Genomic DNA, 21,792 nt, shown 5'->3' on the forward strand with positions numbered 1-21,792 from the left:
GAGTATAATAGTATGAGAATAATAAAAAACGCTAATAGAGCAGATATAACTTATGAGTTGACAAGTAATGATGGCAAGTTAACAAATCAAGATAAAGAAAAGCTTTTTAAGCTATTAAAAAAGATAGAAGAGGGTAAAAGTATTAGTGAAAAATTGAAGAAATCTGATTACAACACAAGAAAGATTCTGCTGACAAGAGTAGTTTACAAACATGAAGGTAGAAAAGACGTATTTACACTACTACATTATGCTAAATTTTGTAAGAACAACCAAGCTGTAAAGAATCTTTTAGAAGAAGCCAAAAAACATGGTCTTTTTGAGGAAGTTAATGATAAGAAAATAATCTCAGAATATTTAGGGAGTAATGGAGAACCAATACGTACCCATAGTGCTGTTGAAGATGGTGTAGTAAGAGTAAAAGATCTTTATGATAAAAATAATAAGAAAGTGCTGAATCAAAATATAACAATTCAAGTTGGTGCTAATGCAGAGATATCAACCGACACCAGATCATGTGGAAGTAACGAAGAAGGCAAAAATGCTTCAACAGACAATACTATGGAAGAATCGATGGCTTGTAGTGTATCAAGGAAGGTTAAAGAAGTGATGGATAAGTGTTTTGATATAGAAGGGCAAGAGGAGATAATAAATTTTTATAAAGCTAAAGAAACTGACACTGAGTCATATAAGGATATTAATAAAGATAAAGAAGATTTTCAACTGACATTTGAAAATAATGAGAGAGCTGAAACCGAGGTTCCTCTTCCTAAAGAAAAAATGGTGTCAACACAAAGACTAATACCATTAGATCTGGTATTATTAGACGACGAACGTATAGGTAATTTTAATCCAACAACGATAGAGCGTGCTAAAGAAAAAGCGATGTCAGCAAAAAGGTTGATACCATTAGATCCAGTATTATTAGACAATGAAGATAACGAAAATTTTCACCTGACATTTGAAAACAGCAAAAAAGTCCAAAACTTCTCAATAGAAAATGCTGTGCAAGAGCGCAATATTTCTGATAGCTTTCCTTTTCGAAAATGTTTTAATAGTGATGCTGCAGGCAAAGAAGAAAATCCATCAACAAAAACAATACAGCAAAAACGAGTAATCCTGTCTAGTAGTGCTGGGATAGTGTTATTGGTGGGTAGTGTTGTATCCTATATTATGAAAATACATGTAATAGCCGTAATTGGAGGGATTGTTGGATTAGCGTGTATAGGTTTTGCACTGTATAATTCGTTCAAGCCAAATACCAAACTGGAGAAAGTGGAAGATCCAGCACAGCCTGTCATTGTTCATTCTTATTTGAATACAACATAAAAATGTTATGCTTAAAAACAAATAAGCATCAGGTAAACCTTTAAATAAGATAATTTATTGAGAAAATTACTCAAAATGTTAACTTAATATTACCATGGCTTTCCATTGTAAAATTATGTAACTGACCATCTTACCTTTTGTATACTTTCTTGTATAGGAGAAGATAAAGATACATCACCTAATGAGGAGTTGACGCTAAGTGTTTCAGAAGGTTGACTAAGCTTTCCAGATCTGAAAAAATATCTTTGTTCTATTGCCTTATTGACTGATAACCCTCCTAGCAAGCAATTCCTTCCTAGTTCTTCTTCACAGTTCTTTAAACTTTCCAGCAGACCTTGATCTTTTATTTCTACCCTTATTTGTTCTTTATTTTGCTCGTCAGGGTATAACCTAACTTCTAACTCCCCTTGGCTAGTGTAGAAAGTTAATACTATATCACTATTATCTGCAAAGTCTGTGTAATTCCTTGTGCCATTTCTTGTTATAATTTCTACCTCACTTTTACCGATTTTTATCAAGTCTCTTCCATATTCTATGCTTCCCTGAGTTAGCCCTAAACTCCTTGCTCCATCTGTGATCTTTGCAACATCTATCGTGCTATCCTCTGAATATTCTAAATAAAAAGTAGAGTTATCCATTCTTGCATTTTTTACCCTACCACTAGCTGCACTTTTAACAATTTCCATAAACTCTAGAGTGCGATTGACATATTCTGCATAGGCTTCTTTCATATTGGTTTTATGGTCTTGAAATTCTGACTCCAGTGCCTCAATTACTTTTATGCTACCATTGTTACACAATACTGCTCCTCTTGATACCAATTTACATACTATCTTACTGGCAACTTTAGGATTCTTTTCTAATTCACTAATTCTTTCCATTACACGATCTGTAAAATTATACGTACTTTCATACATATCTTCACCTTGAGAAAATCGTTTAGGAAAATTAAACCTTACTCCAGAGTATATAGCTTTGCTTACAACTTTTTCTAGTAGATCCATATTTTGAGCTTTAGATACTTCACTAAAAAATTCGTTCAGCATTATCTTCTGCCTTGGTATTAAATTACTCCATAAGGTCCTAAACAAACACTCTTTCCTGTCATAATCTAACTCTTTTTGGTCAGCTACTCCTGCTTTCAAAAGTAAGTTTTCTACTTCGGTACCAATTCCAGAATCAAAAAGAATACTTCTTGCACGTCGAAGCACTTTTGACTTTCCTTCTTTACCCCGAATATTTAAAACCACTTTTAGATCTTGATTATTCTTGTGTTTCTCCAAAAAGTCTTTTAGATTTTTAGTAAAGTTACCAATGTAATCCAAATAATTTACAGACGATCTTTCACGTTGATATAATACTTCGTGAATTATATCATGTAATTCTTTGTATAATATCTTCTGACTGTCAGTGAAAAAGCACTTTTCAATATGGTAGTGATGATTATCAATTGCAACTTCTAGTGGGGTCTTCCCTTGTCCATCACGTAAATCGGGTTTAGCGTTGTTCTCTAGAAGCAAATCTACACTTTTACTATCACCAATGTCAGCAGCATAATGCAAAGGTGTTTTCCCTTCATTGTCCCTTATATTAGTATCAACTCCTGCTCTTAGGAGATGAGTTATACTACAAGATCCTGTAGCATAATGTAAAGGTGTCTTACCTCCATCACTCTTTCTATTAGGATCAGCTCCTGCTTTTAAGAGTAAACCCATGGCACAACCATATATGCTACTTACCCAATCCACACTCGATAGTAAATGTAATATTGTCAATCCAGATTCTCCTATTTTTAGGTTAAGAACATATTTTAGATCTGGATGTTTCTCATTTTTTTTTAAAAACTCCGTAAGTCTTGGAATATAACCATTTTTTTCATCAAAAGAAGGTGGATAGACGGTAAGAATGCTTAATAATCCCTTATTTAACTCCTCTTGACTTTCTGTTAAATCAGATGTTTCAACAAACCGTTCATACATTAAATTATCAAGTGAATACTTAAATTCAACAGCACCCACTAAAGAGCGATCATGAAAGAATAAAGGACGATTATAAGCTGAATTTAAATATTCTTTAACCAACTCATACTCATGATCGAATTGCTCTTTCTCTAGCATTTTTGGTAGCCCCTCCAATGTTTCGTTTATCTCTGGATTTGTTTTTCTGTTAAGATTTTGCTCATTGTCTTTAGCTACCATATCCACTCCAATCTATAAACACATGCTATAGTATATAGTACAAACAAATCTAATCAAGCATAATTTTTTTACTAAGATACTCTAAACACTATTTTGAGAAACTACACGTTCAGGATCCTTTAAGACTTGATCGGTTTCAACATTACTAAGTGCCGTATTTGCCTTATATGAACAGTAACACCCTACTGCAAGAAAAGTTAATGCGGCTACAGAAAGTATAATACACACTGCTGAATGAAACATTGTTAAACTTGCACCAACAGCAAATGCTCCAGATAATACAAAAGAAATAGAAGCATAGGTTATTTGCTTTCTACCCTGAGCGCTTGCTGCTGAGAGTTTTTTGCTTCCATTATCTGGATTTGGACCTTTCAAGCTTTGTTGCATTCCATTTAAATTCTCTTCTAATTGCTTTGCATCATCGAGCTTTTTCTGCAAGTCTACAAGCTGAGCTTTTGTTGCGTTAAGTTCATCTCTAAGTTGACTTTTTTCATTAATAAATTGAGTTACCTGATCATTTAATTTACTAACTTCTCCTTCCTTCTCTTTAAGCTGAGCCTTTGTTCTATTGGATTCTTCTCTAAGTTCATTTACTTCACTATTTAGCTTCTCCTTTAATTGACTATTTTCTTCCACCTGGCTAGCTTTTTCTTTTAGTTCAGCGTTTGCTTGCTTAAGCTTTTCTACTTGACTAGTTAGACCATTTTTTTCCTTAAGAAGCACAGCTACTTCCTTAGTTTTACCTTCTAGCTCTTTCTCTTTATTTGCAAACTCTTGCTTCTTTACTTTGAGTTCAATCTGTATCTGCTCCAGCGCTTCATTATTCCTTGCAAGTTTAGCTTCTGTTTCCTTAAGTTTCTCTACTTGTACTTGGCTAATTAGATCACCATTTCCTTGTTTAAGTTGAGCTTTTGTTTCATCAAATTCCTTTTTAAGTTTCTCTGCCAAAAGATTAAATATGTCCTTTGCTCTGTTGTTTGATACTTTCAACTTTTTGATTGCCAAGCTCAAGTATGAAAAATCAAAATAATCTTCATGATTAAGTAAAAGATTAATGGCTTCCAATTTGCTCTTTTCAATAGCAAGGGCTAAAGGCGTACAATTTTCAGAATCTTGAGCGTTAATAAAGCGTTCTTGTTCGAGAAGAAGCTTAAGTGTTTTAGAATTATCACTTAAAATAGCGTAATGTAAAGGTGTACGCCTCTTTCCTATTTCTACCTCTTCCTCAAAGAATTTTATCACTTCTTCTTTGTTTTCTGATTCTGATGATCTTGCCAAATCTAAAACAGTTTTACCCTTACATTCAAGATCAAAGTCAGCGCCTTCCTTCACAAGAAACTTTATCATCTCCAAATTGCCATTACAAACTGCAAAGTGTAAAGGTGTCATACCACCACTATCTTTGGCATCAATGTTAGCACCTTTACCAAGAAGAAACTCTATACCTTCTCGAAAGGGTGCCGTATCATCGTTGCCTGCGCTACTACTAGAAAAATTCAACCAGTTAGGCAACACAGAAAACCACCCATTATTAGTATCTTTTTGAGCTACTTGACCTACATTGCGAGCTATAAAGTGTAAAGGTGTCATATCATTAATATCTTTAACATTAACACTAATTCCATTATTCAAAAAGTCTTGAGCTGTTTCTCTACTATAGCAAGCAGCAAGATACAAAAGACTAGCACCACTAAGTCCAGCTTTTCTGGATGAAACTAGTATTGCTTTGATACACTCTTTATTTTGAACAGACGTCGCTGCATCAAGTATATTACGTATCGTATCAACAATATTGTTATCTTTTAATGTTTTCAAGTATTGAGTAATATGGCTAGTAAAAAGCTGGTTAAATTCCTTTCTTAATGCTATAGTTGAAAAGAATTTATGGCTTACAACTTTTATTCGGTTATCTTTCTCTTTCAATTTATCGGATAAAATGTCAATGTATTTTTGCCCGCCTACAAGCAGTAATAGAGATTTTAGTTCTAAATCTTCTTGATTAAGCAATACATCCTGATACTTTTCTGCGAGCTTGTTATTGGCTGCAATTGCTAGAAGTATTAATTCTCTTTCTAAAAAATTGCAATCACCACCTTCTGTGCCAAGATTATACTTTGACAATATGTTGTCATATATATACTTACGATCAGTCCTTTCGTGCAAATCCAAATTAAGGTATTCTGAACAAAAGGCTTTAAAATTATCACTATTCAGACTAGTTATAAACACATAATATCGATTATCCCTTATAACTTCATTTAATTTTTGATAATCATCACCATTGACTGCTTTGCTTAAAGTGTTTCTCAACTCATTAAGGGTTGTCGTGTAAGAAATATCGAATTCTTCATCAAATTCTTCTGAAGCTTCATCATTATTTTCATCTCTCGCCCTTGGTGTTTGACTATACCCATCACGGGTACAAGATTCTCTCTTTCTGTCATAGCGCTCTCTTTTTTTTGAGTCGGATAATGTACCATATGCAAAAGAAATTTTCTTAAAGGGCAAGAGTTTTTTTTCAAGCTGAACTAGCTGCTCTTCTTCTAACGATGAGAGTGATTCCCCATCTTTTTTTCTTTCCGATAGTTTTCTGTGTTTATCCCGTTCACCAGGTGAAAGAAATCTATCCGGATGATACTCCTTAGACAACCTGTGGTATTCCTGTCTTATCTTATGTTGAGTGGCATCGGGTTTCACTCCTAATACCTCATAGTGGTCACTATCCATCATTCCCCCTAACAACACTGGCCTTCTACTTTTTAAAGTATCTATAATATTACCGTATTAATGGTACGAATTAACCTAGCTTTTGTCAACATGCATAATAAACCTCTAAATTAGAAACATTAATTTATTTTAGAATTATTCAACAAGGAAACATATCAAAAGCTCTGTCAACTTACATTAAAAGTCCGTTCTAATGCAACAAAATATTACACTCTCTAGCATCAACGAAAATTTATTTGTTTACTTTATTCCAAAAATAGAAAAATAGTACGTACCTTCGCGAGAACAATTTAAATAAAAGCTGCGTTGTGAAAATAGAAGCTTAAAATTCTTGCACCGAAGCTAGGTAAGTTAGTTCATATGTGAATTTAGCTGAAGTAGTCTAATATAGCGGATTTTGTGGTATAGTAAAATTATTATAAAGAAAAGTTCGCACGGATCTAGCGGTAGACCAACGCATCCCAAAACAAACTCTTCTCTCACTAGCCGGTTTTAGTTATTAGAGACGATCAAATTACTCAGGTCATTTAATACCAAACAAGTATAAATTTATTTCATTACTTATCTAATTACAAGATAAGAATTACGTATTAATAAATAATAAAGGTTAATCTAGTAATAAATATATTGACGTATTAATAATATTATTATATTCTTAATATAATTAAATAGTTAATAAAAGTTATGAGTATTGTATTTTATTGTGAAGAGTTTAATGACTGTGATTTAGACAATGGTAAAACTCCTTTAAGGAAAAAGTTCAATGAAATAATTAAAGATTTAGAGGAAAACAACATTACAAGCCAAGGAAATATAAAGTTAATAAAAGGTGATGGGAATATTGAATATTTTCGAGCTAAATTAAGTGATAGTGACAGATTACTATTTACGAGGAGAAAACATAATGACAAAGATGCTTTTGTTATTTTAGAAGTAATTCTGAATCATGATTATCATAAGTCTAAATTTTTAACGAATAGAGAGAAAATAAGAAACATAAAAATAATAGGTGAAGAAGTTCCTGATACAGTAGAGATTGAAGATGCTCCACAAGTTAGTTATCTCGGTAAATTTATTACTTTTAGTGCAAAGCAGGAAGATATAGTTGAAAGGATTGAATTACCTTTAGTTATCAATGGAGCTGCTGGTAGTGGAAAGACATCAGTGGCTTTGGAGAGCCTAAAAAGGATAAAAGAGAAGTTCGAGGAAGGAAAAGTTCTATATATTACCCAGTCTGAAAATCTTATAAAACAATCAAAAGAATTATTTGAATACGAATACTATGATGAAATTGCTGGTGAATTCAAGATTGGCATTCCAGAAAGAATTGAGTTCTTATCTCTTCATGAGTTTCTTGAAAAGAAAGCAGAAGATATAAAAGGAAAGAAGCCAATTGATAGAAATAAGTTTTTTTCATGGTTCGATGAAATATGCAAGAAAGATAAATTTAAGGAGTATAAAAAAGACGGAGATAAAATATTCGAAGAATTTACAGCTGTAATAGGGGGAAAAGGCTTATTAGGAGAGAACGGAAAAGACCTATATGAGAAATTAGGAAAGAGAGAATCTATGTTTCCTGAGAATGAAAGGAGTAATATTTATGATTTTTTTAAAGAGTACAGGAAGTTTATAGAAAAAGATTCAGAGTATTATGATCCTAATCTTGTTACTCATAAATGCATTACAGAAGGAATGTATGATGCGATTGTTGTAGATGAAGTTCAGGATTTAACTGAGAGCACATTAGATCTGGTGTTAAAGAGTTTAAAAGATGAGAATAAGAGTAACTTTTTACTATGTGGTGATGTTAATCAAGTAATACATCCAAGTTTTTTCTCTTTATCTAAGTTAAAATCTTTTCTTTGTCAAAATAGATATATAATGAGCCAAGGATCGGGAGTTTTTTATACCCTTGAGAGGAATTATCGTAATAGTGAGCAAGTTATTGAATTCGCCAATCGTATACTACATCTTAAGAATTATTGTTTTGCTTCAGAAGATAAAATAACAGTAGACAACGCTTTTTTCATGAAGAGTGAGACTAAGAAGAAAGGGAACGTTGGCTTTATTACTGATGATAAAAAAGAAGAAATAGCAAAACAAGTAAATGAATCTATAAATTGCGCTGTTTTAGTTCTGAATGATGAAAGTAAAAAAAGTGCACGTCAGTTATTTGATACTCCACTTGTGTTTAATATACATGAAGCCAAAGGCTTGGAATTTGAAAATGTGATTCTTTACAAGTTTACATCATGTAAAGCTTATAATGAAATATGGAAGATAGCATGTACGGATAAAAGTGACGGGGAGATAGATAATACTATTAATAGAATTCGTGATTCATACAATGAAAAGGAAGTTAACACTTCAAGAAATAAGGATAAGAAAGATAAGTCTTTGGAGAAATATAAATTTTATATGAACGCTCTGTATGTTGGAGTTACTCGTGCTGCTAGTAATGTCTACATTATAGATGATAAAAGTAATTTATTGAAAATAATAGAACCAGAGGAAGAAGATAATGTAAATATTGAGCAAGAAAAATCGAGTCCTGAGGAATGGAGAAAGAAGGCACTAGAGTTAATAGAGAAAGGAAACATAGAGCAAGCTGAACGTATAGCAACAAAATTGCAAAAGGAAGGAAAAAGAGAATATGCTGAAGAGGTTACGAATGCGTTGAAAGCTAATAGAGATCATGAAAAGGATCAGGCCTTAGATAAAAACAAGCGTGCAAATTCAGTGTTAGAGAGTGATATAAGTTCTAGGTCTTCACAAAGCTCAGAACATGAAGGAGATGATATTAGCAAACCTCAGAGTAAAGAAAGTAGACATAATAAAAACAAAAAGAAGAAAGCTAAAAAATTTCATCAAGTTCAAGAAGCGAAACCACAGCTTTCTTTAGATGAAAAAGATAGTACTAGTAAGAGTACAAAGACTCAGAATGGAAGGCATAAGCAGGATCTAAATGATAAAAAGGAATCAAAAAGATTAGAAAAGAATACAAAGGAATTATTTTTAGCTTTAAAAAATAAAAATTTGAAAAAGGTTAAAAGATTAATTGAACAAGGAGTTAATGTTTATGCTAGAGATGAAGTAAATTGTACTTCTTTACATTGGGCAGTAGAAAATGGTTATTATGAAGTAGTTAAATCTCTTCTGAGTAATGGAGCTGACGTTCATGCTGTAGCTGGTGTAAATCAGGAAAATTTGACTTCTTTACATACAGCAGCAGGAAATGGTTACGTAGATATAGTTAAACTTCTTCTGGATTATAGAGCTGATGTTAATGCTAAAGATGCTTCAGGTAAGATTCCATTACATAAAGCTGCTGAGAATGGTCATTTAGAGATAGTTAAATACCTAATCGAAGAAAAAAATGTTAATGTTAATGCTAACGATCGGAATGGGCTGACTCCTTTACATCTTGCAGCAGGAAAGGATTATAAGTATGTAGTTGAATTCTTTCTGAAGCATGGGGCAAATGTTGATTATAAAGCTACTGGAAACTATCAAGATTTTACTCCTTTGTCGTTAGCACTAGAAAATAGCTATTCCAAGATTATTGACCTTCTGCTTGCTGATCCAAATATTAATGTTGGTTGTATAGATCTCAAATCCGTTAAAAATGAAGGAGATAAAAGAAAATGTGTTATAAAAAGAGTTCAAGATGGTGAGCTGTTTAATAAGGTAAAAGAAGCGGCAAATGAAAAGGATACGCGTAAGCTAGATAAATTACTCAAAGAGATAAAAGAGTTACTAGAATCAAAGAAGAAACATGGTTTCAAACCAAGCTTAAACTACTCTCCAGATGGTAATGATGAAAATACGACTATTGAAATTGCCATTAACGCTGGTGGAAAGTTACTGCATCTTTTATATGATTATGCTGAGAAGAATATAGATAAAAACACTAAAATATTTAAAAAACTAAAACGTGCTAAAGAAAATTCTCAATCTAAGGGAGATCTTTGTGATGTTTCTGTTTTAAAACATTCTACTCCAGATCAAGGCTTTGTATTTAGTAATGGTTATGGAGTAATTTGAGGGTATGATAAAATATGAAGAAATTCCATCAAAGGAGAAGTATAGCTCTTTTCATAATAGTCCGAAAAGCTTATAGAAAAGCGGAATCAACAGCATGACGAAAAGATGTGAATAGAGGGATGTTTTTCCTAGCTCTGTTTTTTATAGCAAACCAATAATGCTCAATTTTGTTAAAATCGGGAGAATAAGGCGGTAGATATAAAATTTCTGCGCCAACTCCTTTAGGGAGTGTTAAATAAAGTGTGTCAAACCGAAAAGTAAAATATTACAATTAATATAAAACGGAGGTTTTACACATGAGTGAAAAAATGGCAAATAAATATGTTGGATTAGTAGACTATCAAGAACTAGAGTCAAATATTCTGTCATCTATACGAGAAGGTAGGCCACTTACCGGAAGAGATGGAGCGCTAACACCATTGATAAAGAAGCTGCTAGAGGCAAGTTTAGAAGGTGAAATGGAAAGCCATTTATCAAATAATAGGAACGAAGAAAATAATCGCAGAAACGGCAAAAATTCAAAAACTTTACGAACAAGTTCCGGATCATTCGAGCTGCTAACACCAAGAGACAGAGAAGGAAGCTTTGAGCCACAAATAGTCAAAAAAAGGCAAACAAGCCTACATTCTGAACTTGAAACAAAGATTTTGAGCATGTTTGCCAGCGGTATGGGATATAGAGACATAATGTCACACGTCGAAGAAATTTATGACAACAAGATATCGGTTGCTGAAATATCCAGTATTACTGATAAATTATTGCCAGTGATTAACGAATGGCGCAGTCGTCCTTTACAGGCAGTTTATCCGATAGTTTTTATGGATGGAATGTTCTTTAAAGTAAAAGAGGACGGACGCTGTGTAAGCAAGTGCATGTATAATATATTAGGTATAGATCAGAATGGCAGAAAAGAGGTGTTAGGCTTCTATTTAGCTGAAAGTGAAGGAGCGAACTTCTGGTTAGGTGTACTAAACGACCTCAAGGAAAGAGGTGTAGAAGATATCCTAATAGCCTGTGTTAAAAAGCTTTCCTACAGCTATAAACAGCGTCTTTCCTAATACAGAAATGTATAGTGCATCAGATACGTAATTCATTGAAGTATGTGGCTAGCAAAGATACAAAGAGCTTTTTAAGTGATTTGAGGAAGGTATATCAAGCACCAAGCAAGGAAATTGCTGAGAATTATCTACTAGAACTGGATGAAAAATGGGGTGCAAAGTACCCTATGGTTATAAAATCGTGGCAGAATAATTGGGAAAATTTGTCTAGTTATTTCAAGTATTCTGATCCAATGAGGAGAGTAATTTACACCACTAATCCGATAGAGGGACTACACAGGCAAATTAGAAAATTCACCAAGACCAAAGGCTCATTTACCAGCACAAATGCCTTGTATAAACAGGTATATTGTGCTATAAAAAAGGTGGAAGAAAAGTGGACGATGCCTGTACGTGATTGGGCATTAACTATGTCACAGCTTGATATTTTCTTTCCTGGTAGATTGAAAATTGAGTTGAGTTGAAAATGTGGTTTGACACACTTTATTTAACACTCCCCTCCTTTAGCAAATCTTATTAGACTTATGAAAAGTAGCATTATCAAGGATAACAGTTTGTCCAGGTTTCAAAATCGGTGTCAGAAACTGCTCAAACCATTTATTAAAGATATCCATATTACAGTGGCCTTCAAATGTTAACGGAACAACTATTTTTCTGCCGTTTAAGGCTGCAATCATACTGATTCGTTGAATTTTTTTACCAGATTTTAGAGCATAAAACCTCTGTCCCTTCTGGCAATATCCATAACTCGGTGTTATCAATGCCAGACTCATCTATATAAACTAAGTTTTGAGGTTCTTTTGTTGCTATAATTTTCAAAAATTCAGCGCGTTTTTCTTCGTTTCTTTCTTTGTATCCATATGTCTTTTTTTGCGTGTGAGTCCAATTTTTTTAAGAGCTCGATGGATCGTTGGGATACTAACATTGCTCCAAAGCTTAGCCATTTCCGATACCACCATATTTTTTAGCAAATTCAGTAAATTTATTCCAGTCAGTAATTTTGTGATTATAACCTCCATTTCCAAGTTTTTTTGACTGAAAATCTCCTGTTTCTTTTCTTCTTTGCTGCCACTCCCATAACGTAGTTCTTCCAATTTTAAATCTTGCTGCCACCGTTTCCCTGCTTTCTCCTTCTTCTAGTGCTTCCATTGCTTTTTTTATAACTATATGCTGCTGGCATCCTTACCTTCACTACTATAAAACCTTATTTTACCTCGTTTGGACTATTATGAAAAGAGCTATAACTAAGAAGGTGGCCCACTAAATGCTTCTATGTGGAGGGATTGTTTAAGAAGCTAATGCCTAAAGTAATATTTGGGATATGCAGACGTAAACACTGTAATTTGGAAGGTAAAGTTGTGAATAGTAGTGAATATGTTATGAGCCAACAAAATGTTAAGTATGAATGGAATTTGGCGCAAGCTTGAGAAATCTTCATTTAAGCTACAAAAACGAATTTACCGAGCTTCACAATGTAATGATATCAAGAAGATGCATAATCTTCAGAGGTTATTACTAAAGTCAACAAGTGCAAGAATGCTCGCTGTTAGAAGGGTAACTCAGGATAACAAAGGGAAAAAGACTTCAGGCATTGATGGAAAGTCTAATCTTAATAAAAAGGAAAGATTGCTATTAGCAAATTCCTTAAATATAAGAGAGAAGGCAAAGCCATCAAGACGGGTATGGATCCCAAAATCTGATAGGCCATCGGAGTATCGCCCGCTCGGTATTCCTACAATAGCAGATAGAGCAAAGCAAACACTTGTTAAAATGGCACTAGAACCGGAATGGGAAGCAAAGTTTGAGCCTAACACTTACGGTTTTAGATCTGGTAGATCGTGTCATGATGCAATAGCAGCTATATTTATCGCACTTGGTCAGAAAACAGCATTTATACTAGATGCTGATATTTCCGGATGCTTTGAAACATTCTGTACTGCTTGAAAAACTTAATACCACACCAACTTTAAAGAGAATTATAAAAGGATGGTTGAAAGCAGGCATTATGGAAGATAGAAAGTTCATTCCTACCAAACGTGGCACAATTCAAGGTGGAGCAATTTCTCCATTACTTGCATGTGTAGCACTATATGGACTAGAACAGAATATCAAAGAAGAACTTAAGGAAGAACTTTTCCAATATGCGAAAAAGAAATATAGCAGGGTGTCTCGCAAGCAGGCGCAAAATTCAGTTAGTGTAATTACGTACGCTGATGATTTTGTGGTATTACACGAGAGCGAGGAACTTGTGATGAAGGCAAAGGTTCTAACTGAAAAATGGCTAAAACCCGTTGGACTAGAATTAAAGTCATCAAAGACAAGAATTGCACATACACTGAAATCCCTAAATGGGGAAAAGCCAGGATTTGATTTTCTTGGATTTTCAATAAGGCATTATCAAACACGTCAAAATAAGAGAGGTTACAAGTTATTGATTAAACCAAGTCGTAAATCTATAAGTCAACACTTGTTATCTATAAAACATAAGCTTAAAGAGTTGCGAGCAGCGCCACAAGAAACTGTAATAAAAGAACTTAATCCAATAATAAGGGGTTGGAGCCAATATTACATCTCGGTAGTCTCAAGCAAAGTCTTTAATTTATTAGACTACTCTATGCATAACAAACTTTGGAAATGGGCTGTCTATAGACACCATGACAAAAGAAGGTGTTGGGTTAAAAGAAAATACTTTAAAAAGTATGGTAACGACAATTGGAGATATATGGTAAATAACAAATTATATCTTATTAGACATAGGGATCATGCTATTAAACGACATATCAAAGTAAATGGAAATAGATCTCCGTATGATGGAGATTGGCCATATTGGGGAAATCGTTTAAGTAAATTACCAGATCACGAGTAATAAAATTACTGAAGTTACAGCAAGGTAAATGTAATTATTGTTATCTTTGGTTTAGGTTTAACACATGTACATCATCAAGATTGCAATAATAACATGAAAAATCTATCCTTGCTTCATAAGCACTGCCACGATCAATTACATGGAAGTATGTATACCAAATTAGAGAGAAGCCGGATGATGGGAAGTCCGGTTTTGAAGTCAAGTGGGGAGAGGTGACTTTCTCCACTTAGATAACTCACTAGCTGGTTTTGAGTTCTGGAAATGGTTATTTATCTAAATTTTTAGTAGAATGTATTGCTAGGCCAAAGAGATATATAACTCTTTAGTCAAAAACTTAAATAAAATAGCCTGAAGATAAAATATTAAAAGACACATAAAAACTACTTGCATTGCCAATTGTATTGATTAGCATATAATAAAATTTAGGTTTTTATGTGAAATAGAGAGGGATTTTATGCAAGATATAAAGACTAACCCACAAGCAACTAGTTCAGATAGGGAAGAAAAATCTTTTCAGTTTAAAAATAGAATAAGACGTCAATATAACCCTGATGATACTAATATTGCCAAGTTGTTTCTTATGATACGTGAACACAAAACGGGCAATCCTGAGCTAGACAAGACTAATGCAATTAAAGAATTACTTACTCAAGTAGAAAATATTAATGATATAGATCTCAATGATGGTGGTAATACACCACTACATGTTGCTGTAAGCAAAGAACATCAAGACATTGTCGAACTTCTTTTGAATGTGTCTGGTATAGACCAAAACATTAAAAATAATCAAGGTAAAACTCCACTCGATATTGCTAAGCAATCCAATAAGGAAAAGATTATTGAAACTTTAGAAGAACATTTAACAGAATCTTCTAATCAAGCAGAAAGACTTTCTGCGCAAGAAAAGGAAGTGCATGAAAAGCTCAGAAAGTTTGTTGAAGATTTTGTTTTTATTTATGAACGCTCTTTATCAGAGTACTATGAGAGACTAGAAAATCAAATAGGAAAGCCAGGTAAATGGGCTGAGTTTGCTAATAAAATAATGGATATAGGAAAAAGTGGAACAGAAGACATAAAAATAAAGGCCTTTTCTCTTATTGGAATTAAAGTTCTTCAAGAAGCAATATTCAGCATTGGTAGTAGTTATAATAGAGCAGAGCTGGCTTTGTTGCATAGCGAGTAGAGATGGGAGAAAAAAAGGGAGAAAATCTAAAGAAAGTGGTTACTCTATTAAGAAATGAACATTTTGTAGAGTATATGCCACAGAAGATGAAAGTCAGTAATCATAAAGAGTATAATCAATTTTTAGAAAAAAGAGGAAATGTCTTTCATTTTATCGATGAAGCTATAGAAAACTGGTACGAAAGTTCAGAAAAAATTCCTGGAGATTTATAGCGATAAGGTTGTTATTGCAGTACATATAGTTGTTAATCTATTTAGAATAGGCTTAAGGCAAGCAGTTGGATTTATAAAAGGATATTTACAAAGTATAGTGAAGAATCTCCAAGTATTCACAAGCTTCTCGTCAAACTTAATTTGAAATTATGTGACCACAGAACAGATAAAAATGACATAGAGAATATTGAAATTGCTATAGATAGTACTGTAATCCATATTTATAGTAACAGTACTCAACATAACAAAGATAACGCCAAGATAAGGAAGTATAATGGTACAGATCAAATAAGAAAGCTACATGTTGCTTTGGACGAAAACAGCAAAAAGGCAATGGCAATTCGATATACTAATTTTCTTTCACATGATAGCATCTAAAATACTAAAGGAAATGGGTGATATCTATAAGATTAAGTCTCTGCGTGCAGATGGAGCTTATGATACAGATAATTTATATAAGTTGTGCAATCAATACAATTTGAAACCCATCATAAAGCCAAGAAAAAATCTGCAGCAATATAGATTATCTATCAGAAAGAAACAACAACATTAGTATAAGGAAAACTTACAATTTAACCCACTGGAAAAAGAAGACAAGGTATGAAATACGTTCACGTATCGAGAGTTTTTTCCTGAGGCTCAAAAAAACATTTGGATTTAGTTTTAAGAATAAATCTGAGGTAAATCGCTCTCAAGAGGTGCTTTTAAAATGCTATTTGATTAATAACTTTACTGATATAGGTATGCCTATTTTCAAATTTGCCTCGTAAATTCCTTTCATTACTCCTCCTCATTCCTTGCCATTCAACAAAGCCACCCATCTTGAAAACTTCAGAAAAACTTACTTGTCGCTTTTAACCTGCTTAAATTTCCAAAACCAATCTATTTGGATCTTCTATGTAATTTTTGATTTTCACAAGGAAAGTAACTGCTCCTTTGCCATCAACTATTCTGTGATCGTAAGAGAGGGCAATGTACATCATAGGTCTGATTTCAATTGAGTTACTCACAGCAACTGGTCTATTTTGTATTGAGTGCATGCCAAGTATTCCAGATTGCGGAGGGTTTATTATCGGAGTAGAAAGAAGTGAACCATACACACCACCGTTTGAGATAGTAAATGTTGCACCTTCCATTTCCGATACTTGCAGCTTACCTTCTCGTGCTTTTTTGCCAAGAGCAACTAAAGTTAGTTCAATTTCAGCAAATGACATTTGATCAGCATCACGAATAACTGGTACAACAAGACCTTTGTCAGTGCCAACAGCAACACCTATGTCATAGTAATTTTTATATACAATTTCATCACCTGAAATCTCAGCGTTAATCTCACGAATTTCTTTTAGTGCTTGCACTGCTGCCTTTATAAAAAACGACATGAAACCCAGTTTTATTCCATATTTCTTTTCAAAAGTTTCTTTATACTTTGCCCTCAGATCCATGACGTTTTTCATGTCAATTTCATTGAACGTGGTCAGTATTGCAGCAGTATTTTGCGATGCTTTCAAACGAGCAGCTATTACTTGCCTTATTTTGCTCATTTTCACTCGCTCTTCTCTTCTCTCTCCACTTACTACACTTTTTGGCGATTCATATTGTTTTACCGGAGGTTGTTCAGCTTTACTCATATGGTCTATCACATCCGCTTTAGTTATTCTGCCTCCCATGCCAGTTCCTTTTACATTTTCTGCACTAATTGCATTTTCTTCCATAATTTTACGAGCTGAAGGGGCATCTTTTTTATCAGCGCTTTCGCCTTTATCTTCTTTTTTCACTTCTTCTTTTACTTCTCCTACAGCAAGTTTTGCCAGTAATTGATCAGGGCTAATTACATCATCTTCTTTCACAAAAAATTCAGTTATTTGTCCTGAAGCTTCTGCAGTTAGTTCTAGCGCCGTTTTATCAGTTTCAATTTCAAAGATCAAGTCATCTACTTTTACTGCTTCGCCGATATTTTTCTTTATTTTTACTATACCTTCCGTAACTGATTCACCACCAAGAGTTTTTGGCGCTCTGATTTCTATAATTTTGCTCATAAAATAACTTCTACATAAAACTTTCTATAAATTTATACATGAAAAGAAACATAAATAAACTAATAAATTCATTAGGCCTTTTATCATAATGCTTGATTATTTCCTCCTAATACATGCAAAATTAAAATACTAAGTAAATTGAAATAAGATTATGGATTTTGATAAGGCAGGCAATGCAGAAGACTTATATAACGAAAAACTTCAACTGATATGTAAGACTTATAACAGAGAATTACTATCAAATCAAAGAGTTGTTGATGGCATCAATTCAATGAATTACAGTAAACTTAAAATCTTATGCAAGTATAATAATAAGTTTAGTTACAAAGGTATTGAAGAATTACTATCAGATGAGAGCATTGTTAATCACATCAACGATTACGATGATGAAATGTTTAGGTCCATGCTAAATGATGCACCTGCGGAGCACAATATTCTAGAAATACTAAAAGGTGGGAAGGTTTGCAATATCAACAATGAATTCGAAAGTAGTGATAGTGAGGAGAATGAAGAAGATTATGGATATTATGATTACGAGGAAGATGAAAAAAATGATCCGAATAGCTTCGCTAAAGAAGCACTAGGAAATAAAGGAATTAATGAAAAACATGTTGATGATGTTCAGTTTTGCAACGATGCAGATGTGGGAATACCACTAGAAAATCAAAATGCTATTAGGAATATCCGTTTTATTCAATGGATGATAGTTGAGAGTGATGGTAAGCTTAGTGAGCAAAATGTTACAGAATTACTAAAAGATTCGAGTTCTATTGATCGAATTAACTCTCTTGATGATAAAAAGCTTCAACTTATACTCAAGAGTGATAAGTTTAGTGGTGAAAATATTATAGAGTTATTAGGAAATCAAAGAGTTGTTGAATACCTCTATTTTATTGATTATGAAAAATTTGAACTCATTCATAATAGTGATAAGTTTAATAGTAGCAAGTATGCTAGTAGCAGTCACAAGGTTATAAGGTTGCTAGAAAATCAAGAGCTTGTTAAGCACATCAATTTTATTGATTATGAAAAACTTCAATTCATACTTTGTAATGATAAGTTTCTTCTTAGCGATATTATAATACTACTAAAAAATCAGGAGGTTGTTGAGAATATCATTTCTTTTAACATTGAAAAATTTCGACTCATATTTTATAGTGATAAGCTTAACTGTGTAGATACAATAGAATTACTAGAAAATCAGAAAATTGTTGATTGCATCGATTCGATTGCTCTTAAGAAATTAGAACTCATATTTAATAATGGGAATTTTAGTTTTGAAAATATTATAAAAACACTAAAAGATCAAAAAATTGTTGATTGCATCAATTCAATTGCTCCTGAGAAATTAGAACTCATATTTAATAAGTTTAGTTCTCAAGATATTATAAAAGTACTAGAAGATCAAGATGTTGTTAAGGGCATCAATTCTGTTACCACTAAAGAGCTAAAAGCAATAACAGATAATGTTACTGGTAAGGTATTTGTCAATATATTTAAAAATTTTAAACCTAGCGTAAAGTCGACTTTGAGGCTTGCTATACTCCTGCGTAAAGCTGGTAAAATTACAGATATTAATATCGATTACTTGAACAACAAGGAACGTATTTACGAAGATATAATTAAATATGTTCCCCAAGAGCTGGACATAAATATAGAGTCACTTATACCACTCCCTACATTTAAAAGATATACTGAATGCGAAGAACCTGTGTCAAAATTATATAATTTATCTTTAGAGCAGGTTATTGAGAATATAAATCCAAATAAAAGAGCCAGGTATTCCTAACACCACTAAATTCATTTGTTTATAATAATTTCACTATATCGTAAAACCATCTATATCAGACTATTTTTACTATATTTTCTTGGTAAAATCACTGGCAGCTGACACCGAGGTTGAGAAAATTTTTGTAATATAGACTATCAATGATTTTTCAGTAATAATATAGTTTTAGGTGGATATAGTGAACGTTTCATACAGAGATATAGACATTAAGCTAATTAGAACAGGTTGAATTCAAATGTTGAATCTAGAATCTCTGCCAAAACATCTAGCAATTATTATGGATGGTAATGGTAGGTGGGCAAACAATCAAGGAAGGGTAAAAATTGATGGCTATAGAAAAGGCAGTGAGGTTGCATTTGATATTGCTAAGCATTGCACAGTCCTGGCCATACCTTACTTAACTTTGTATGCATTTTCCATGGAAAATTGGCTCAGATCTGAAAACGAAACAGACTACCTATTTAATTTATTTTACTCCACTTTAACTAATGAAGATAAAATGAAATTCATTTACAATTGTAACATTAAGTTAAATTTTATTGGCAATTTAAGTCTATTGCCCAGTAAAATATTCGATCAAATCAAAAAAGCAGAAGAAGTGACACATAAGAACGATGGTCTATTACTCACTGTTGCAGTTAGTTATGGAGCAAAGCAGGAAATTATACATGCTATCAACAACGTCATAAAAGGAAATATTGATTGCGTATTGGAAGAGGAATTTGAAAAATTTCTGTATACTAAAGATTTGCCAAAATTGGATTTATTAATTCGCACTGGTGGCGAAAAAAGGTTAAGCAATTTTTTATTATGGCAAGCAGCTTATGCTGAATTGTATTTTTGTGATACTTTGTGGCCCGATTTTTCTTGTCAAGATTTGACCAAAGCACTAGAAGATTATACAAAAAGAGAAAAAAAATATGGTAGATAATAACTTTATGGTTAGAATATTGTCCTCAATAGTAATATTACTCATATTTTCTTTTGCTACATATTTCAGTGATTTATCATTTTATCTACTAATTTTTTCAATTGCAGTTTTATCTTCTTTTGAATGGTATAATCTAACTCAGGGCAATAGAATCTTATACATTTTCGCATTACTATTAATCGCACTACCAAATGCCTCGCTAATATGCCTATATAATCTACCACAGGGAAAATATGCATTAGTATGGCTTATCTTAACTATTTGGAGCATCGATATTGCTGCCTATTTTTTCGGCAAAAATTTTGGTAAAACTAGAATTTGTCCAATCATTAGCCCTGGGAAAACTTGGTTAGGACTTTTTGGTGCAGTCTTAGCTGGAATAGTGTGTGCAATTTTTGGCTCAATATTTTTGAGTTTATTTCCAATTTTTTATTCTCCAATAATTGGTTTGATAGTTGCTATTCTAGCCCAACTTGGAGATTTCACTGAGTCACTCATCAAAAGAGTTTACAATGTTAAAGATAGTGGAGGTATTATACCAGGCCATGGAGGAGTACTTGACCGTATGGACAGTTTCATCTTTACTGCCCCCTTTATTGCTATTTACATAAGCTAAAGAATGAAGTGCTATTAACCTTTGGTCCTTTCCTTTTTATTCACTGCTTTCACCTCAACAAATTGAAATTCTTCGGAGTTTACTATTTCACTCATGGGCTTACTGCAATAAGGACAATACATTTCTCCTTCTTTATGTAAATATACTACTGGATGACCAGAACCATCATCATTCTCATCACCACGGCAGCAAACTATTAGATTATTATCCCTCACTTCTGACATACTGCTCCTTTATTTTATAGTATTTTGTACATCGAGCATAACCGCTTTGAAGTGGAGAAAACAACAAATATTTATTCTCCATTTTTTACCCTATTTAGATTAATCAATTCGCTTTGGACACTTTTTGATACAAAATTGCTAACATCTCCTCCTAATCTCGCTATTTCTTTCACAAAAACTGATGAGATAAATTGAGTATCTTCAGATGCAGGAAGAAATATAGTTTCGATTTCAGGAAGGAGTTTATAGTTTACCCAGCTCATTTGAAATTCATAATCAAAATCTGATACTGCTCTGAGCCCCCTGATAATAACAGAAGCATTTTGCTCTTTGGCAAAATTCATTAATAATCCATTGAAAGATATGACATCTGCGTCAATTCCTAGTCCTTTCACTTCATTTTCAGCCATGCTTGTGCGTAGATTTATGTTGAAACTAGTATGTTTGTTAACATTTTCTGCAACACCAATTACTAACTTATCGACTAGCTTACATGCTCTTTTTATTATGTCAAGGTGCCCCAAAGTTATAGGATCAAATGTACCAGGATAAATTCCTATTTTGTTATTAATGTTCATTCTT

At 33.1% G+C, this 21,792-nt stretch carries 12 protein-coding genes and 5 pseudogenes; 10 read left to right on the forward strand and 7 right to left on the reverse strand.

Translation table 11 applies throughout. The features are described 5' to 3' along the window. The first annotated feature begins 12 nt into the window (after window positions 1-12). Complete coding sequence (locus tag OOK82_RS06715) at window positions 13-1,326, forward strand: hypothetical protein (RefSeq protein ID WP_264704602.1); 1,314 nt, start codon at window positions 13-15, stop codon at window positions 1,324-1,326. Between the two features lie 113 nt (window positions 1,327-1,439). Here the strand turns inward: OOK82_RS06715 and OOK82_RS06720 are convergent, their stop codons facing one another. Both OOK82_RS06720 and OOK82_RS06725 read right to left on the reverse strand, forming a co-directional pair. Next, entirely contained in the window at window positions 1,440-3,524 is a 2,085-nt protein-coding gene (locus OOK82_RS06720; RefSeq protein WP_264704603.1) for an ankyrin repeat domain-containing protein, read from the reverse strand. 81 nt (window positions 3,525-3,605) lie between these two features. Continuing rightward, window positions 3,606-6,254, reverse strand: coding sequence for an ankyrin repeat domain-containing protein (locus OOK82_RS06725; RefSeq protein WP_264704604.1), 2,649 nt, complete (start codon window positions 6,252-6,254; stop codon window positions 3,606-3,608). A gap of 681 nt (window positions 6,255-6,935) precedes the next feature. Between OOK82_RS06725 and OOK82_RS06730 the strand changes: the two genes are divergently transcribed. Then, on the forward strand, window positions 6,936-10,295 hold the full coding sequence (locus OOK82_RS06730) for an ankyrin repeat domain-containing protein (protein ID WP_264704605.1): 3,360 nt from the start codon (window positions 6,936-6,938) through the stop codon (window positions 10,293-10,295). A 70-nt stretch (window positions 10,296-10,365) separates the two neighbouring features. On the opposite strand, the pseudogene OOK82_RS06735 reads toward OOK82_RS06730, so the two are convergent. After that, window positions 10,366-10,524 (reverse strand): annotated as a pseudogene (locus tag OOK82_RS06735) (transposase); the annotation flags it as partial. A gap of 79 nt (window positions 10,525-10,603) precedes the next feature. On the opposite strand from OOK82_RS06735, the pseudogene OOK82_RS06740 reads away from it, so the two are divergent. Further along, window positions 10,604-11,817 (forward strand): annotated as a pseudogene (locus tag OOK82_RS06740) (IS256 family transposase). 45 nt (window positions 11,818-11,862) lie between these two features. On the opposite strand, the pseudogene OOK82_RS06745 reads toward OOK82_RS06740, so the two are convergent. Then, a pseudogene (locus OOK82_RS06745) lies at window positions 11,863-12,533 on the reverse strand (IS630 family transposase); the annotation flags it as partial. 118 nt (window positions 12,534-12,651) lie between these two features. On the opposite strand from OOK82_RS06745, the gene OOK82_RS06750 reads away from it, so the two are divergent. The 4 genes and pseudogenes from OOK82_RS06750 to OOK82_RS07785 all read left to right on the forward strand — a co-directional run bounded on the left by OOK82_RS06750 (window position 12,652) and on the right by OOK82_RS07785 (window position 16,384). Next, entirely contained in the window at window positions 12,652-12,780 is a 129-nt protein-coding gene (locus OOK82_RS06750; RefSeq protein ID WP_264686740.1) for a hypothetical protein, read from the forward strand. Further along, window positions 12,759-14,216, forward strand: a pseudogene (locus OOK82_RS07730) (reverse transcriptase N-terminal domain-containing protein); the annotation flags it as partial. The gene OOK82_RS06750 and the pseudogene OOK82_RS07730, both read left to right, overlap by 22 nt. 457 nt (window positions 14,217-14,673) lie before the next feature. Continuing rightward, entirely contained in the window at window positions 14,674-15,402 is a 729-nt protein-coding gene (locus OOK82_RS06765) for an ankyrin repeat domain-containing protein (RefSeq protein ID WP_264686472.1), read from the forward strand. Between the two features lie 74 nt (window positions 15,403-15,476). Continuing rightward, window positions 15,477-16,384: pseudogene (locus OOK82_RS07785) on the forward strand (IS5 family transposase). A gap of 93 nt (window positions 16,385-16,477) precedes the next feature. Here the strand turns inward: OOK82_RS07785 and odhB are convergent. Then, window positions 16,478-17,650 carry a 2-oxoglutarate dehydrogenase complex dihydrolipoyllysine-residue succinyltransferase gene (odhB, locus tag OOK82_RS06780; protein WP_264704608.1) on the reverse strand — a complete coding sequence of 391 codons (1,173 nt, stop codon included), beginning with the start codon at window positions 17,648-17,650 and terminating at the stop codon, window positions 16,478-16,480. Window positions 17,651-17,801: 151 nt separating this feature from the next. Between odhB and OOK82_RS06785 the strand changes: the two genes are divergently transcribed. From OOK82_RS06785 to OOK82_RS06795, 3 genes are all read left to right on the forward strand, one after another. After that, the gene (locus tag OOK82_RS06785) at window positions 17,802-19,439 is read left to right on the forward strand and encodes a hypothetical protein (protein ID WP_264686444.1); all 1,638 of its coding nucleotides are present in this window, start codon (window positions 17,802-17,804) and stop codon (window positions 19,437-19,439) included. A gap of 235 nt (window positions 19,440-19,674) precedes the next feature. Then, window positions 19,675-20,370, forward strand: a complete 696-nt coding sequence (uppS, locus tag OOK82_RS06790) for a polyprenyl diphosphate synthase (RefSeq protein WP_063630495.1) — start codon at window positions 19,675-19,677, stop codon at window positions 20,368-20,370. Beyond that, window positions 20,360-20,986: a phosphatidate cytidylyltransferase gene (locus tag OOK82_RS06795; RefSeq protein ID WP_063630497.1), complete on the forward strand. Its 627-nt coding sequence runs from the start codon at window positions 20,360-20,362 to the stop codon at window positions 20,984-20,986. Before uppS ends, OOK82_RS06795 begins: the two co-directional genes overlap by 11 nt. Window positions 20,987-21,000: 14 nt before the next feature. Here the strand turns inward: OOK82_RS06795 and OOK82_RS06800 are convergent, their stop codons facing one another. Next, window positions 21,001-21,210 (reverse strand): zinc-finger domain-containing protein, encoded by a 210-nt coding sequence (locus tag OOK82_RS06800; protein ID WP_006013766.1) that lies wholly within the window; start codon window positions 21,208-21,210, stop codon window positions 21,001-21,003. A gap of 71 nt (window positions 21,211-21,281) precedes the next feature. Further along, complete coding sequence (gene coaD / locus OOK82_RS06805) at window positions 21,282-21,788, reverse strand: pantetheine-phosphate adenylyltransferase (RefSeq protein ID WP_063630499.1); 507 nt, start codon at window positions 21,786-21,788, stop codon at window positions 21,282-21,284. Window positions 21,789-21,792 lie beyond the last annotated feature (4 nt).

The sequence above is a fragment of the Wolbachia endosymbiont (group B) of Apotomis betuletana genome, assembly GCF_947250475.1.
Taxonomy (GTDB): domain Bacteria; phylum Pseudomonadota; class Alphaproteobacteria; order Rickettsiales; family Anaplasmataceae; genus Wolbachia.

What these genes read in the sequence shown, in the direction of transcription:
- OOK82_RS06720 (WP_264704603.1), bottom strand. Translation starts at nt 3,524, where the DNA reads ATGGTAGCTAAAGACAATGAGCAAAATCTTAACAGAAAAACAAATCCA.
- OOK82_RS06730 (WP_264704605.1), top strand. Translation starts at nt 6,936, where the DNA reads ATGAGTATTGTATTTTATTGTGAAGAGTTTAATGACTGTGATTTAGAC.
- uppS (WP_063630495.1), top strand. Translation starts at nt 19,675, where the DNA reads ATGTTGAATCTAGAATCTCTGCCAAAACATCTAGCAATTATTATGGAT.
- OOK82_RS06785 (WP_264686444.1), top strand. Translation starts at nt 17,802, where the DNA reads ATGGATTTTGATAAGGCAGGCAATGCAGAAGACTTATATAACGAAAAA.
- OOK82_RS06715 (WP_264704602.1), top strand. Translation starts at nt 13, where the DNA reads ATGAGAATAATAAAAAACGCTAATAGAGCAGATATAACTTATGAGTTG.
- OOK82_RS06795 (WP_063630497.1), top strand. Translation starts at nt 20,360, where the DNA reads ATGGTAGATAATAACTTTATGGTTAGAATATTGTCCTCAATAGTAATA.
- OOK82_RS06800 (WP_006013766.1), bottom strand. Translation starts at nt 21,210, where the DNA reads ATGTCAGAAGTGAGGGATAATAATCTAATAGTTTGCTGCCGTGGTGAT.
- odhB (WP_264704608.1), bottom strand. Translation starts at nt 17,650, where the DNA reads ATGAGCAAAATTATAGAAATCAGAGCGCCAAAAACTCTTGGTGGTGAA.
- coaD (WP_063630499.1), bottom strand. Translation starts at nt 21,788, where the DNA reads ATGAACATTAATAACAAAATAGGAATTTATCCTGGTACATTTGATCCT.
- OOK82_RS06725 (WP_264704604.1), bottom strand. Translation starts at nt 6,254, where the DNA reads ATGATGGATAGTGACCACTATGAGGTATTAGGAGTGAAACCCGATGCC.
- OOK82_RS06765 (WP_264686472.1), top strand. Translation starts at nt 14,674, where the DNA reads ATGCAAGATATAAAGACTAACCCACAAGCAACTAGTTCAGATAGGGAA.
- OOK82_RS06750 (WP_264686740.1), top strand. Translation starts at nt 12,652, where the DNA reads ATGCCTAAAGTAATATTTGGGATATGCAGACGTAAACACTGTAATTTG.